At 35.2% G+C, this 15,947-nt stretch carries 12 protein-coding genes; 7 read left to right on the top strand and 5 right to left on the bottom strand.

Annotated elements, in window-relative coordinates:
* The first annotated feature begins 153 nt into the window (after positions 1-153).
* The 5 genes from Gferi_RS02545 to Gferi_RS02525 all read left to right on the top strand — a co-directional run bounded on the left by Gferi_RS02545 (position 154) and on the right by Gferi_RS02525 (position 5,796).
* Positions 154-1,629 (top strand): sensor histidine kinase, encoded by a 1,476-nt coding sequence (locus Gferi_RS02545; RefSeq protein WP_069974146.1) that lies wholly within the window; start codon positions 154-156, stop codon positions 1,627-1,629.
* Positions 1,626-2,681, top strand: a complete 1,056-nt coding sequence (locus Gferi_RS02540) for a response regulator transcription factor (protein WP_069974145.1) — start codon at positions 1,626-1,628, stop codon at positions 2,679-2,681. Before Gferi_RS02545 ends, Gferi_RS02540 begins: the two co-directional genes overlap by 4 nt.
* 201 nt (positions 2,682-2,882) lie before the next feature.
* A complete protein-coding gene (locus tag Gferi_RS02535) occupies positions 2,883-3,911 on the top strand; it encodes a TRAP transporter substrate-binding protein (protein WP_236932680.1) in 1,029 nt (342 codons plus the stop codon).
* A 73-nt stretch (positions 3,912-3,984) separates the two neighbouring features.
* A complete protein-coding gene (locus Gferi_RS02530; protein WP_069974143.1) occupies positions 3,985-4,461 on the top strand; it encodes a TRAP transporter small permease in 477 nt (158 codons plus the stop codon).
* A gap of 39 nt (positions 4,462-4,500) precedes the next feature.
* Complete coding sequence (locus Gferi_RS02525; RefSeq protein ID WP_069974142.1) at positions 4,501-5,796, top strand: TRAP transporter large permease; 1,296 nt, start codon at positions 4,501-4,503, stop codon at positions 5,794-5,796.
* Between the two features lie 27 nt (positions 5,797-5,823).
* Here the strand turns inward: Gferi_RS02525 and Gferi_RS02520 are convergent, their stop codons facing one another.
* On the bottom strand, positions 5,824-8,394 hold the full coding sequence (locus Gferi_RS02520; RefSeq protein ID WP_069974141.1) for a calcium-translocating P-type ATPase, PMCA-type: 2,571 nt from the start codon (positions 8,392-8,394) through the stop codon (positions 5,824-5,826).
* Between the two features lie 434 nt (positions 8,395-8,828).
* Positions 8,829-9,710 (bottom strand): vanadium-dependent haloperoxidase, encoded by an 882-nt coding sequence (locus Gferi_RS02515; protein ID WP_156782313.1) that lies wholly within the window; start codon positions 9,708-9,710, stop codon positions 8,829-8,831.
* Positions 9,711-9,918: 208 nt separating this feature from the next.
* Between Gferi_RS02515 and Gferi_RS02510 the strand changes: the two genes are divergently transcribed.
* The gene (locus tag Gferi_RS02510) at positions 9,919-11,316 is read left to right on the top strand and encodes a Na+/H+ antiporter NhaC family protein (protein WP_069974140.1); all 1,398 of its coding nucleotides are present in this window, start codon (positions 9,919-9,921) and stop codon (positions 11,314-11,316) included.
* A 167-nt stretch (positions 11,317-11,483) separates the two neighbouring features.
* Positions 11,484-12,863: a cardiolipin synthase gene (cls, locus tag Gferi_RS02505; RefSeq protein ID WP_069974139.1), complete on the top strand. Its 1,380-nt coding sequence runs from the start codon at positions 11,484-11,486 to the stop codon at positions 12,861-12,863.
* Between the two features lie 173 nt (positions 12,864-13,036).
* Here the strand turns inward: cls and Gferi_RS02500 are convergent, their stop codons facing one another.
* The 3 genes from Gferi_RS02500 to Gferi_RS02490 all read right to left on the bottom strand — a co-directional run bounded on the left by Gferi_RS02500 (position 13,037) and on the right by Gferi_RS02490 (position 15,913).
* Positions 13,037-14,239 carry an alanyl-tRNA editing protein gene (locus tag Gferi_RS02500; RefSeq protein WP_169832956.1) on the bottom strand — a complete coding sequence of 401 codons (1,203 nt, stop codon included), beginning with the start codon at positions 14,237-14,239 and terminating at the stop codon, positions 13,037-13,039.
* Between the two features lie 66 nt (positions 14,240-14,305).
* The gene (locus Gferi_RS02495) at positions 14,306-15,295 is read right to left on the bottom strand and encodes a hypothetical protein (RefSeq protein ID WP_069974138.1); all 990 of its coding nucleotides are present in this window, start codon (positions 15,293-15,295) and stop codon (positions 14,306-14,308) included.
* A 150-nt stretch (positions 15,296-15,445) separates the two neighbouring features.
* Positions 15,446-15,913 carry a hypothetical protein gene (locus tag Gferi_RS02490; RefSeq protein WP_069974137.1) on the bottom strand — a complete coding sequence of 156 codons (468 nt, stop codon included), beginning with the start codon at positions 15,911-15,913 and terminating at the stop codon, positions 15,446-15,448.
* Positions 15,914-15,947: the final 34 nt, after the last annotated feature.

Below are 15,947 nucleotides of genomic sequence, written 5' to 3'. Positions count from 1 at the left end.
AAATCCCCTGCCGTACTAAGGAGGGTGCTCAGACTGCGATAGCAGTCGTCGAAGGGAACCTAGGGTTCCCTAGCGAAAGCGTCGTAGACGCTCTTTTTATAGAAAATTTAAAACGTATAATACAATTTTCAAATAGAAAACTGAGGGAGAAAAATGAATGATAAAAAAATGTCCTTAAAGGCAAGTTTGTTATATGGATATATCACCATGTTGATGATACTTACGCTGGCGTTCGCTGTAAGTCTTTATACAGATCAGATGTTATCCAGCCAAAGAAGAAGAATTGATCAGACAAACTTAAACTTAAGCCATATTTCACTAGAGATAAGGAATTTCAATGATTATTTAGATCTTTTTATATCGCAGCAACAGAAAGACAGTGTAGATAATTATAAAAAAAGCAGGGCAAATATAAAAATTTTATTAGAAGAAATTAGGGAAGAATTAAGTGAAAATGAAGAAACCGATATGTATAACAGAATCCTAAATAATTTATTAGAATATGAATCAAATTTGGTGCGGCAGATTTTAATTCGAAATGAACGGGATCTGAAAACCTATGACATGATGGTGGAATATAAAAGGCTTACATCCTATATGATCCAGTATTCAAATTTGCTCATTAATGTTTATCTGGAACATGGCACGAGAAAGCATCAACTGTTGACAAGAGATTATGTGAGAATGAAAACTTTTATGAATGCTTCCTTTATATTTATTGGTATTCTGCTTTTTATTTATATTGGAAAAGCTGTTAGAAATGCGACGACAATTCTTACAAACTTTTCAAATACAGCAAGAAATATATCTAACGGACAGTTTCACGTAGAAGATATAAGTGAAAATAGTTATCAGGAACTAAATACATTAGCAGCAGCCTTTAACCAGATGAAAAAGGACATAAAGGATTATATTGAACAAATGAAGGAAAAAGCGGCCTTAGAAAATAGATTGAACGAGGAAAAATTAAAAAGTGCAAAAATTGATAAACTGTATAAGGAATCCCAGTTTCTATCATTGCAGAATCAGATTAATCCCCACTTTTTATTCAATACTTTAAATACAATCAAACTGACAGCCATGTTTGGAAATATAGATGAAACCATGGGCCTAGTAGATTCTATCGGTAAAATTCTTAGGTATAACCTTTCAAAAAAGAGCAAACTGGTGCCACTACAAGATGAGGTAAGTGTCTTGAAGTCATATATTCATATTCAAAGTACAAGATTTCAAGATCAAATATCCTTTGAATTGAGTATACAAGAAGATATTGATATGAATAAGGTGTATATTCCTCCAATGACCATACAGCCTTTAGTAGAAAATGCTATAAAACATGGTTTTAGAGAAACTGAAAAAGGCGGTTTAATTAGAATAAATATTAAGGAGTCCAAAGCTTATATCCATGTTTTTGTCGAAGATAATGGCCAAGGAATGCGTGCAAAAGCTGTGAAGGATATCTTCAAAGAAGGGAATCCAAATGTAGATTTAGGGATAGGACTCATGAACATAAAAAACAGACTGGAAATAATATTCGATAAAGGAGATTTGCTGAAGGTTGAGAGTGAAGTAGGCAAGGGCACAACGATTATTGTTTTATTGCCTAAGGAAAGGAGTATACACGTATGATTCATCTCATGATTGTAGATGATGAACCCCTGGAAAGAAAAGGATTAGAATATTTGATCGAAAAGTATTTTAAGAATGAAATAAGAGTCGTTCAAAGTGTATCAAATGGAAACGCAGCAATAGAAGGTCTGGAGAGAGAGGCGATTGATTTGGTATTAATGGATATACAAATGCCGATTATGGACGGGCTGCAAGCATCAAAGGAGATAAAATCTAAAAATAATAATATAGAGATTATTATATTGACAGCCTTTGACGAATTTGAATACGCAAAGAAAGCAATTCATATTGGTGTAAACGATTATCTATTAAAGCCCATTGCAAATGATGAATTCCTGGATGCAATAGAGCGTGTTCTACTCAAAATAAAAATAAGAAAGGATCGTGTTAACGATCTGCTGGAAAACGAATTGTTGGTAGAGCAATTAATTAATCTAAATGAGTATATTAAAGGAATTAGTGAATTACTATTAAATAAAGATCTGGTAGGATCATTGGCGTATTTTGATAAAATCATAACTACTTTGGAGTCCTATAGGATATCGATAGAAGATCTTGTAATCTCTTTAAAAATTATCTTGAAATCTGTGTTACAAGATGTATCATTCTACCTATCTGATTTTGACATAGATACCAGCCTAAAGCTACTTTCGGATCAACTGCAAACAGGAGATAGAATGAATGTCATTCTAGAAGGGTTCTTAAAAGATGTTATAGATAAAATCGATATTACAAGGGATAGAAGTGAAAAGGCCGTTGTACTGGCAAAAGAATATATAAAAGATCATTTCAATAAAGAGATTTCTCTAGAAGAGGTCGCTGAATACGTTGACCTGAATCCTCACTATTTCAGTAAGTTGTTTAAAAAGATTGAAGGAAAAAATTTTAAAGATTATCTTATTGAACTGCGAATGGAAATTGCTAAAGAATTATTAAAAACAACGAAATTTTCTATAAAAGAAATTGCATATAAGGTAGGCTATAACGATGCAAATTATTTTAGCAGAGCTTTTAAAAGATATACAGGGAGACCTGCAACAAAATATCATTAAACCATAGTCTTACGCAATGGCTTTCCTTTGTCGTAAATCATTGGAAAGCCAATTTTATTTATAATTTGACAAAAAACTTTTATGCATGTCAATAAAGTGAAGAAGATACCAAGTCAGTCCATTGATGGGGATTCAAGGGGAATGCTATCATAAGGTATGCAGCAAACGTTATCATCGAACCTAAATAAGGGAGGAAAAACAGTGAAGCTAAAAAAACTAAGTTCATTGCTATTAGCAGGTGTGTTATCTATAGGGGCTTTGGCAGGATGTGCGACGCCTGCAAAAGACCAGGGGACAGCTCAAGATCAACCAAAGGAGCAAAAGGCCATCGTTTTAAGGATGGCGGATGTTCACAGCGAAGATTATCCTACAGTTAGAGCAAACAAAAAATTTGCAGAGATTGTTGAGCAGGAAACCAACGGTAGAATAAAGATTGAAGTTTATCCAAGTGGACAGCTGGGAGATGAAAAAGCAACATTAGAGCAAGTACAATTTGGTGCAATCGATTTTATAAGAACAAGTATTGCACCACTGGCAGAGTTCAATAAAGATTTAGAAGTGTTGATGCTTCCTTATCTATACGATGATAGAGACCACATGTTTAAGGTTTTAGACAGTGAATTAGGAGATAGCTTCTTAAACGGACTAAAAGATAACAATATGGTAGGTTTATCCTGGTATGATGGAGGAGCTAGAAACTTCTATAATTCAAAAAAGGAAATTAGATCTCCACAGGATTTAAAAGGACTTAAAATAAGAGTGCAAGAGAGTAAGTTAATGATGGATCTTGTGAAAAGCTTAGGCGCTTCTCCTACACCAATGGCTTTTGGAGAAGTATATAGTGCGATTCAAACCGGAGTTATTGATGGTGCAGAAAACAACTATCCAAGTTATCTTTCAACATCGCATCTTGAAGTAGCAAAATACTATACATTGGATGAGCATACAAGAGTTCCGGAAATGGTTTTAGCAAGTAAGGCAACAATAGACAAGTTATCAGCAGAAGATCAAGCGATTATTATGGAAGCTGCAAAACAAGCTGCTGAATTTGAGAGAGATGAATGGTTTAAAGAAGAACAAAAATCAGAAGCTGCAGCAATCGAAAAAGGAAGTATCATAACAAAGTTAACAGCAGAAGAGAAAAAAGCATTCCAGGATGCAGTTAAGTCGATTTACGATCAATATGCAGATAGAAAAGATATCATTGAGCAAATATTAAATACAAAATAGTAAAAACATTAAAAGGTGAAGAAATATCCTTTCTTCACCTTTAATTAATATATGGGAAGGAGATGCATCGTTTATGAAATTTTTAGATAGAATCAACAAATTATTCGAGCAGATCGGTATGATTTTTATAGTACTTATGATCTTAATCATATCTATACAAGTTTTTTCAAGATATTTCTTTTCTGTGACCCCAAGATGGTCTGAAGAAGTTGCATTGTTACTGATGGTCTGGTTTGCTTTTATTGGAATTTCTATCGGAGTAAAAAGAGAGTCTCATCTTAGCATAGAATACTTTGTGAGCTTATTACCAGAAAAAATTCAGAAGGTTATTATTCGATTCGGTCATGTGCTTGTATTATTTTCAGGTTTGTTTTTATTTTACTACGGAGGATTGCTGGCGATACAGACAAGGACTTCTACGCTTCCGGCAACGAGATTACCTTCCTCTTATTTATATATTATGGTACCTATAGCTGGATTTCTTATTTTCCTTTATTCTATACCAAAAGTATTGGGAAAAACGGAGGTATTAAAGGAAGAGAAAGAATAGTAAAATTATAGAATTGATCATAAGAAAGGAGATAAATATATGATTAATGTAACAGCAATTCTCATATTAATTGGGTTATTGTTTATATTTTTAATATTACGTGTACCTGTAGCGTTTTCATTAGGAATATCTACGATGGTTACTGCACTATATTTAAAAATACCGCCACAGGTTGTTACACAACAAATGGTAAAAGGGATAAACTCATTTTCTTTGCTAGCAATACCCTTCTTTATTGTTGCGGGAGAAATAATGAGTGAAGGCGGTATTTCAAGAAGACTCATTGACTTTTCCAATGTTATTATTGGAAGAGTCAGAGGCGGATTAGCAATGGTAAATATACTGGCAAGCATGTTTTTTGGAGGGATTTCCGGATCTTCCGTAGCAGATACTTCTTCGATTGGGTCAGTTATGATCCCAATGATGGAAAAGCAGGGCTATGATAAGGACTATTCTATAAACGTTACAGTAACTTCATCTACACAAGGTGTAATTATTCCACCTAGTCACAATGTTATTATTTATTCCGTAGCTGCAGGGGGCTTATCTGTAGGAAGACTATTTTTAGGCGGTATGGTGCCAGGAATTTTCCTTGGACTAGCCCTAATGGTATTGAGTTATATTATAGCAGTACAAAGAAATTATCCTAAAGGGGATAAGGTTACTTTAAGAGAAGGTCTAAAAATAACGAAAGATAGCTTATTGGGCTTATTTACAGCTGTAATTATTATGGGTGGTGTTATTTCAGGAGTCTTTACGGCTACAGAATCAGCAGCCATTGCAGCAATCTATGCTTTTATTGTTACCTTTTTTATTTATAGAGATATTCCAATATCAAGAATGAATAAGATTTTGAGAAATTCATTACGTACATTGGCAATGGTAATGGCCGTAATTGCGACTTCAAGTGCTTTTGGCTGGATGATGGCTTATTTAAGAATTCCTGCAATTGTTACAGAAACTCTTATTGCTTTTTCTGACAATAAGTATGTAATTTTATTATTGGTAAATGTTATCTTACTATTCTTAGGTATGATTATGGATATGGCCCCGCTAATTCTTATTACAACGCCTATTTTACTACCTGTGGTTCAGAAGGTGGGCATGGATCCAATTCAATTTGGAATTGTTATGATGCTAAATCTAGGAATTGGCCTAATCACTCCGCCAGTAGGTTCTACTTTGTTTGTAGGCTGTACCATTGGAGGTGCAAAAATAGAAGATATTGCAAAGTCTTTAATACCTTTCTATGTGGTTATGTTTGTTGTATTGATTGCATTAACCTTTATACCACAAATTACTTTGTTTTTACCAAACCTCTTAATGGGGAAATAAAAAACTGCCCTCGATGGGCAGTTTTTTTTATTTCAAGTTTGATTTGATGCATTTAATCAGTTCATTTACAAGGAGAATAGATGCAGATAGTCCGAATATCAACAGCCAATCCTTTATAAGTAATGGAACCGTGCTGAAAAAATTATTTAGAGTAGGAATCTGTACGATAGATATTTGCAATAAGATACCCATTAAAGCGGAATAGAGTAAGAATTTATTCTTGAATATCCCCACCTTGAAAATAGATTCTTTAAAGCTCCTACTATTGAGAGAGTGGAACAACTGGGAAATGCTGAGAACCATAAATGCCATTGTCTGTGCATAGATAATATTTTGTGTTTTTAATCCATACCAGAATAAAATCAAAGTCAAAAGTGCAATAAAGCTGCCATTGAAGATGAGGTAAAATAATCCGCCTTGTGCAAAAATGCTTTCACTTTGTTTCCTGGGCTGTTCGCTCATAATCTCCTGATCACTAGGATCCACACCTAGTGCAAGGGCAGGGAGAGAATCGGTTACCAAATTTACCCATAATATGTGAATAGGTTTTAAAGGTGTGGCCCAGTTTAGCAATACAGCTGTAAATAAGGCGATGACCTCACCTAAATTGCAAGATAAAAGATATAGGATAGATTTTTTTATATTGCTGTAAATGTTTCTTCCTTCTTCAACTGCTTTTACAATCGTAGCAAAATTATCATCGGTTAAAATCATACTAGAGGCTTCCTTGGAAACATCGCTGCCGGTTATACCCATTGCAACACCAATATTGGCAGCTTTTAAGGATGGGGCATCATTTACACCGTCACCAGTCATTGAAACGGTATATCCTTTTGACTGCAGCGCCTTTACAATCATAACCTTATGCTCTGGCTGTACACGGGCAAAAACTCTATAGCGCTCAATATTTTTATTTAAGTCATCCTGAGTTAGATTAGAGAGTGTGTAGCCACTCATCACCTGATGAATATCGGTACAAATTCCTACATCCTTAGCGATAGCAAAAGCAGTATCCTGATGGTCTCCTGTGATCATTATGGTACGAATGCCGGCTAGGTTACACCGTTTTACGGCTTCCACTACTTCCTCGCGGGGAGGATCAATCATACCGACTAAGCCTATAAAAGTAAGGTTGCTTTCATAGGGGGTGTGATCTTTTTCTTTATAGGTCAGAGCCAACACTCTAAGTGCTTTACTAGACAGTAAGGCGGCATTTTTCTGGATATCCTGTATATAGTGATTTATGGGCAGTCTATCGCCTTTTATCAAAATATGGGTAGTTTTATTTAATATTAAATCTAGTGCGCCCTTTGTGAAAATAATTTCTTTGCCATGATAATGGTGAAAGGTTGTCATCATTTTTCTATCAGAATCAAAGGGAATTTCATCGATTCGTGGGAATTGCATAACTAATTCGCTTTTATTTAAGGATAGATATTTTCCTAGATCCAATAAGGCGATTTCTGTGGGGTCGCCGATTGGGCCGTTCTCATTGTTTGCATCATTGCAAAGCATAAAACCATCTACTAATAGACGATGAGCTTCTGTTAATTCTTCTGATTTCTTCAATTGGCCATCATAATAAAAGTAAGTAACAGTCATTTTATTTTGTGTGATCGTACCTGTTTTATCAGAGCAAATTACATTTACTGAACCGAGTGTTTCAACAGCCGGTAGTTTTTTTACAATAGCATTTTGGTGAATCATTCGCTGAACACCGAGGGCAAGTACCACCGTGATTACAGCCGGAAGTCCCTCCGGAATGATGGCAACGGCCAGAGAAATAGAAACAAGGAGCATTTCGATAATATCGCGGCCCTGCAATACACCAATACCAAACATTAAAATACAGATTATAACAGAGGCAATTCCTAATAGCTTTCCTAATTCTGCCAATCTCTTTTGAAGAGGGGTTTGCAATTCTTCTGTATTATTGAGCATGCTGGCAATTTTACCGATTTCTGTATGCATACCGGTCGCTGTAACAATTCCTACACCCCGCCCATAGGTTGCATAACTGGACATAAAGGCCATATTTTTTATATCTCCTAAAGCTATGGTGTTTTCAAGAATTATATCTTTTGATTTTTCTACAGGTACAGACTCACCTGTTAATATGGATTCGTCGATTTTCAAATTGACAACCTCTGCAAGTCTCAAATCAGCTGGTATATATCGACCGGATTCTATGATTACAATATCCCCGACAACCAGATCTTCAACATTGATCTCTTGCAGCTGATGATCACGCTTTACCAAGGTTTTTGGTGTGGACAGCTTTCTTAGCGCGTCTAATGATTTTTGTGCCTTATCTTCCTGTATTAAGCCGATTACAGCATTGAGAAGAATTACAATTATAATAATGATTGCATCGCTAAGTTCATGCATAATCATAGAAATAAATGCAGCGACCATTAGAATATAGATCATTGGTTCATTAATTTGGTCAAAAATTTTGGCGAAAATTGACTTTGGTTTTCTTTCATCAAGGACATTGCGGCCATGTCTCTGCCTCTCTTGAACCTGTTTGCTTGTAAGACCTACTTTTAAATTTGTATCTAATTCCTCTAATAGTGTTGCTATTTCTTTTTTGAACATTTACCCACAACCTTTCATGAATAAGTGATTCATAATAAAAAAACTCTATAGCTGGCTTAAAAACCAGCTATAGAGTCTCACTAAACAGAAATGTTATCAAAGCCGGGTACGGGGACCGAAATGACGACTTTGATCCTGCTTTGCAACAGGCAGTTACTCCCTCTATTAACACATTTTATGATTTCATTTATAATATTATTACGCACCTGCTGTTTTGTAAATATTTAGAAAAAATAAAAATAAAGATTTAAAAAATAGATTGAAGAAGTAGTTCTTGAATAACTCCTATTCATAGCATAAGGCTGAAAATATGAAATATAGGTAGTTGTAAAAAGAGTTTCATGATAGTATATAGACAAAGGATGGTTACCTTTATTAATAAATATAAAGCTGTGTCAGTTAATATGGACACAGCTTTAAAATAAAAAGATGAGTTATCTTGCGTCAGGGTCTTGTCTTTCGTCCAACAATGAACTGCAAGTACGATCACGAGGATAAGAAATTACCTGCTTATAAGGGGGCGGAGGCAAGATGGCCTTTTTATCTTCTATAATTTGATAGTCAATTGCAACCAGATTGTTATCGATCTGTTCTGATAAAGCATTTACAATCAAGCTGCCTATTTGGCGTCCTAAGCGTAGGCCTTCAGTGTTGTCAATGGAAAAATGTACACCTCCATACAGCCGAGAATTCGCACATTCTTCAGCAAGCGTAATAAGGCGCTTTGATTCAGGAGAGAAGAAGTAACTTAAAAGGATTTGCATACAGCCTGCAACAACAGAATGACCAGAAGGATAGCTAGGATGATAAGGTGTACAGATTATGGTAGCTAAATGATGATCCAATTGGTTGGGCCTTGGAATATCCCACAAGTACTTGAAGTGCCAAGTAATAATCATTGCATCATTTGCTGCTGCGTTACACGCACCTAGAATTCGGGCTGCTCTTGGTGCAGATATGTCATAGGTGTCAATGAGACGATCGATCAAAGGGGTAAACTGTTTCGTTGGTGGCCCTGCATTCCAATATTCTGCGATTGTTATTTGTTCTTGTGTAAGGTTTAATAATGTATTTTGTACTTTTTTAAGCTCCTCATGAATAAAATCAATGCTATCAGGCGAACGTATCTCCCAGTGGATTGGCTTTCCATTATGATCTAAAAAGTCTCCTTTTGTATTTCTATAAAAAAAGAATGTAGGCCATGTGTTTGTATTTTTCTCAACCGGTGAAGGGAGACGCTGTTCACCTGCATAAGCAAGTTCTGACCATTTAATTGGTAGTGCATTGCCATAATCTTTCTTCATATCTGCTTTCACGGAATATTCCTCCTCTTAAGGCTACGGTGCTATGCAGTTTTTACTGCAATAGATAGATTATATAGTAGATGCGGTTAAGATTTCTTTTAATATCATATTATGAGTGAAGGGGAGGTATGGACACTTTACTTAAGCTTAAAAAATAATATATAGCGTCGAAAATGGCTAGTGTTTATACATATTACTATGATAGAAGGTTGGGGATTTTATGGAAAAAATAATCATTCCATTAAGGCAGATATATCTGTTATTATCCATTATGATATTGTTAATTGCAGGCTGTATTCTCTTTGGTATTCCATTATATTACGGTTTACTTATCGTTATTGTATTTGCTGTTGTTATTTGTATAAGAAATGGTTTCCACTTGCCTGATTTGATGGATATGATAATAGGCGGGGTAAAAGAATGCAGCAGTATATTTATTATCATTCTATTAGTCGGATCCCTCGTGGCTGTATGGCTAGCTTCCGGAATTGTTCCAGCCATGATGTATTATGGCTTTAACTATATTCAAAAAATGAACTTTTTATTGGCGTGTTTTCTGATTACCATGCTGACCGCTATTGTCATGGGGACAGCTTTGGGAACGGTGAGCACCATTGGTGTTGCGCTGTTGGGACTTGGAAAAGGTTTGTTGATTCCTGAATCATTGCTGATGGGAGCAATCATATCAGGAGCTTTTGTAGCAGATAAAATTTCCCCCATTGCTGCGCTTGTAAATCTTACGGCAAAGACAACAGAAGTACCCTATAAAGATAGTGCAAAGCAGGGGATGCTAACGCTTTTACCTGCAATTGGCATTGCCGGTGGCATTTATTTTTTCTTAGGCAGAGGTTATACAGCAGAATTAGATGCTGTAAAATTAGATACCTATCAAAATACGATAAGAGAATTTTTCAACATATCACCTCTGATGCTCTTGCTTCCAATGCTTGTTATTGTGTTAGCTTTTATGGGTGTTAAAATTATTAAAAATATGGCATTGGGTCTTTTAGGCGGAATCATAATCAGTGTTGGATATCAAAGACTTGAGTGGACAGAAATCGTCCGGATTATTTTGAGAGGTTATAAGGCAGTTACTTCCATGGAAGAATTAAATGCAATCATAAAAGGTGGCGGCGTTATGCCGATGATAGAGGCTATTTTGATTGTTTTGGCGGCTGTAGCATTAAACAGTATTTTTGAAGGTACAAATATGATTGCACCTATGATAAATGGATTCCTGATAAAAATAAAGTCTAAAAATGAATTAATTGCTAAAACTGGATTCTTAAGTATTTTGTTAACGGTTTTAACTTGTGATCAAACAGTAGGCATATTGATGCCAGGTAAATTTTTAAAACAAAAATATAAAGAAATCGGTTTACCAAGAGCTATCCTAGCCAGAACGATTGCAGATACAGGCGTGATTATTGCGCCAATAATTCCTTGGAATGTAAATGCGATTCTAATAACCGTGATTACAGGAGTATCTGCAGTGCAGTATGCTCCCTATACTGTATTATGTTATGGATTGCCTATCATAACGTTATTATTTGGAGCTTATGGATTCGTAGGAGAAGGAGATCATACAGATTTGGAAAAAGCTACGGAAATCTTTTAATTATCTCTAAGGCTCTTTTATTTGATGATTAGGATATTGATAAGGAGTTTTCCCGGCAAAGGATTCTAAAAAGTGCTGAAAAGCACTTTTTTATGTAATATAATCTGACTAAAATATTCTCCGATTTCACAGACTAAAATAGAATACTGATAATAGGATGTGATGCGTTGAAAAGGTTTTGGCTAGTGATTATATTTTTTTACTTTTTTTATACAATCATCCGCCATTTTTCTATCAGAACGGGCATGAAAGCGCTGTTTATATTGATTCTTTTGCTGATTACCGGAGTCTTGATCAGAGAAATTCAAGATAATTACTTCGAAAAACTAAGATCAAAAAACAATACTTATTTGGAGGCACTAAAAGAAAGTCTGGGGACTGAGGAAGCTGAGAATTATAGGCATGTGCCGAATCAATGGGGTTTTTTATTTTTAAATGCATCGGATTCGGATCATGTAGGATATAATCAATTGGAAATATTAGGAGATCAGGTAGATACTTTCTCAACCATATTGGACGAAATCAATAAAGCTAGGCATCATATACACATGGAATATTTTATTGTTCGCAATGATAGCATTGGAGAAAAATTGAAAAACCTGCTTATCGAAAAAAGTAAACAGGGTGTAGAAGTTAGATTTATTTATGACGGTTTCGGAAGTTTCTTTATAAGTAAGCAATTTATCAGAGATCTAGAGACAGCTGGCGTTCAACTGGTTAAGTTCTCGCCCATTTCTCAAGGGATTCGCCACTTCAATCTAAATCATAGAAATCATCGCAAAATATTAGTTATTGATGGAGAAATTGGCATCATTGGCGGTTCTAATATCGGGGATGAATATTTAGGACGAGATGAGAAAATTGGGAAGTGGCGGGATATGGATATATTTATTAGAGGAGATGCTGTAAAAGCTATACAGGCTGCTTTTCTAAGAGACTGGTATATTACAAAGGGCGAAATATTAGTAGATAAGACCTATTATAGAGGATCAGGAGTAAAGGGAAGTATTCCAATGGAGGTAGTAACAGGAGAACCAATAACAACAGTGAATAGTATCGAACACTTTTTTCTATCGATGATTTATGCTGCAAAAGATTATTTGTATTTTACGACCCCGTATTTTATACCTCCTGATAGTATTTTACTTGCTTTAGAAAGTGCGGCTGCGAGAGGAGTAAAGGTAATACTCATCATTCCAGATCAGTCTGATAATGTCGTTGCAGAATATGGTACGAATCTCTATGCGCAAAAGATGCTGGAAGCCGGAGTAGAAGTCTACCGATATGAAGAGGGATTTTTGCACAGCAAAATATCTATCATGGATGGAAAAATCTCAACTGTTGGGACAGCTAATTTCGACCATAGGGGATTGAGATTGGACTATGAGATATTAGCAGTAATGTATGATTCAGAAACTGCAGAAGTGATGAAAAGCTTTTTGCACAAAGATATAGCGAAATCTACCCCAATGAAAAAAGATAGAAAGATGACTTTTAAAGATCAGATTGGATTTCAGTTGATTCGATTGATAAGAGGATTTTTATAAGCGAATTTGTGCTTTTGCAAATTTCCCATGTAAAAAAAGGTAGAAATTAATCGAATTATTCTATTGAAGTCTTAGAAAAATTCATATAAAATATACATGGAATACATTGTTTTCCAAGCATATAAGGGTGAAAAAGAGAAGTGTCAGTTTCGGCACTTCTCTTTTTTAGTGGCTTAAAGATAACGGTTTTGTATAATTTGTTTGGCTGCTTGCAGAGCGCCTTCTAAATTTGATACATCACTGCCGCCGCCTTGAGCACTTTGAGGGTTGCCGCCTCCCTTTCCATTAATCATTGGTGCAACTTCTTTAAAAAGTTGGTTCATGTTGATATCAATTTCTTTTGAACGGCTAAAAAGCATTTGGACTTTGAGATCCTGCTTTGTACCGAAAAGAATTATAATGTCTGGTTTAGAAGTAATTTTTGCGGCCAATACTCTTAGTTCATTAATATCTCTATCCTCAAAGACCTTTACCAGCAGCTTTGTTTTTTTGTGAACATCACTTCTATCATAAAGAAAGTCAGCCTCATAGTCTGTCAATTGCGCTTTCATGTGTCTTATTTCTTTTTTCATTTGACCATATTCATTGTAGAGACGATCTATACCCTCGTATGCATCTATATCCTTTACGGATAAGAGGGCGGATATCTTATTGATACTATTATTTTTCCAATGATAGTCTTTAAGGGCACGATTCCCGCACAAAAACTCGACCCGTATGCCACCCTTCATTTTTTCCCACTTTCGTATCTTGATTATGCCCACCTCTCCTGTATAGCTAGGGTGTGTACCTCCGCAGGGGGAATAATCAAACTGATCAACTTCAATGACTCTAATATTATCACTCACCTTAGGCGGTTTTCTAAGGGGCATTTTTTTCAGTTCATCTGGGTTCGGATAACGTTGATGTACATGAAGGTTATTAAAAACGATCTGATTTGCTAGATATTCTATTTTTTCTGCTTGAGATGGAAGCATATTTTCCATAGTAATGTCAATGGTAACTGTATCCGTACCTAAATGGAAACCGATGGTTTCCCCATCGAAAAGTTTTTCGAAGCAGGCAGAAAGGATATGTTGTCCAAGATGTTGCTGCATATGATCGAAGCGGCGTTCCCAATCAATCTGACACTTTACATTATAGAAGTTTTCAGGAGCTTGTTCCGTCACATGATAAATTTTCTGATTTTCTTCATAAACATACTCTATTGCGGAGTCATCGATTTTGCCTAAATCATTTGGCTGCCCTCCACCCTCAGGATAAAAGGACGTTTGATCCATGACAATGTGGAATTTAGCATCTTGTTCTTTGACTTCAATAATATTTGCAGTAAATTCCTTTGTGTATGCATTTTCATAATATAGTTTTTTTATCAATTTAATCATTCCTTTCAGCAACTACTGGTTTATCTATTATTTTCTATATTAAAGCATAAAATCCTTCTACTCTGACAGCAAGCTTTCTTTCTTAATAAAATCAATTCTTCCGTCAAGATAAGTTATCTTGTAGTGCTTGGCAGCAAATCCTAAATAAGCCTCAAGACCAGCTTCAAGGTCTTCGATGATCGCTATAGGAGTAGCACATTCTTTCAAGATACCCTCTTTTTGTATATAACGATGATATTTAGAACTCCAATAATAAGTTTCATGTGTTTTGGTACTTTCTTCTAGATGAAAATCCTCTGGTAATGGAAATTGATTTTTTAGCGCAGTTAATTTACTGCGATTAACCGTGACATGAATCTCAGGGATTGGTTTTGGCAGAAAACGTATATCATTATTTTCAATGATTTTTATCCATTGATTGGCATTGGCTTGAGGATTAATCCACTGTTGATTATAAATTTCCTCCATATAGATCGTCTTCTTCCATATAGAATGCCACTTTTCATTCATAAAGGTATAGCTTTCTACAAATCTTTCTAAAATATAAGCCCCAAGGCGCTCATCCAATATTTGAAAAACATTTAAGGTATAATATCCTAACGCTGGAATTTCAAAAAGTTCTATTTTTTCAACGGGTAACAAATTTTCAAGGCTATGAACAAAAACGAATTCTTGGTTGACCGGGCTATAAATAGTGATTGCAGCTAAATCTTTAGAAAGATTTAATACAACAATCAGCTCTTCTCCATTGTTTGGCATAACATCTCCAATGTAAATCTGAAGATCTATGTATTCACGATAGTCTATCCATTTTTCATAATTAAGGTTTTTCAGAGAAGTAGTAATAATCAGATTTCGTGCATTTTCTTTCTGATTCGGTGAGCCATGAAGGTAGTGATGAACGACTTCTGTAGTAAGTTTTCGTTCACGAATCACATGGTTCTTAAAGGTAGTTATGGCAGTATAATTTTGATAGAATGCGTTAAGAGAGAAAGTCACAAGCAATAAGAGAAACGTACAAAAAATAAGGGACAATTTTTTTAGCATAATAAATCACCTCATTTAAGTATATGAGATGTATAACGGAAACTGTACTTTCTTTTCACGAAAAAACGCTGAGATAGACTCAGCGTAAATCAGTAGTGATCTTATTAGATAGAATTGCAAAAATGCATGTAACATCTTTATGATTATAAATTAGTTCGGTATATCTACTTGAATACTGTCCCAGGAATACTGATTGACAAAAAATAAGGGCTCTGCATCTTTATTCCAAAGCTGATAATGGGTGATAATGCAAATGCGCATGATGATATCTGTAATATTGTTCCAATCATTTTCTGATATGATTCTAAGCTGATGACCTCTAGAAAGTTGAATTCCATGAACAATTGAAAAAGGTATATTTACATTAAGTGTATCAATAATATAATCATCAACAGAATAATTAAATTCGTTCAGATGCTGCAGCTTTAAGGCTTGATGATAGTCTTCCATCACATTTTCCTGTACATTTTGGATGATAAGCTCCATGTCCTTAAAGGCTAACTGTTTAATCCCATCATTAAGCTCGTAAAACCATACAGGCCCACGCAATACTACATTTTTATACTTTTGACGGCTCTTATCTTTTCTATACTTGTCTAGTTCTATGACTTTAGACACATATATCCCCCTTGCTTGACATAATGTTACTCTT

The organism is Geosporobacter ferrireducens (assembly GCF_001750685.1).
GTDB lineage: Bacteria > Bacillota > Clostridia > Peptostreptococcales > Thermotaleaceae > Geosporobacter > Geosporobacter ferrireducens.
This window is presented reverse-complemented; position numbering and strand designations above follow the sequence as displayed.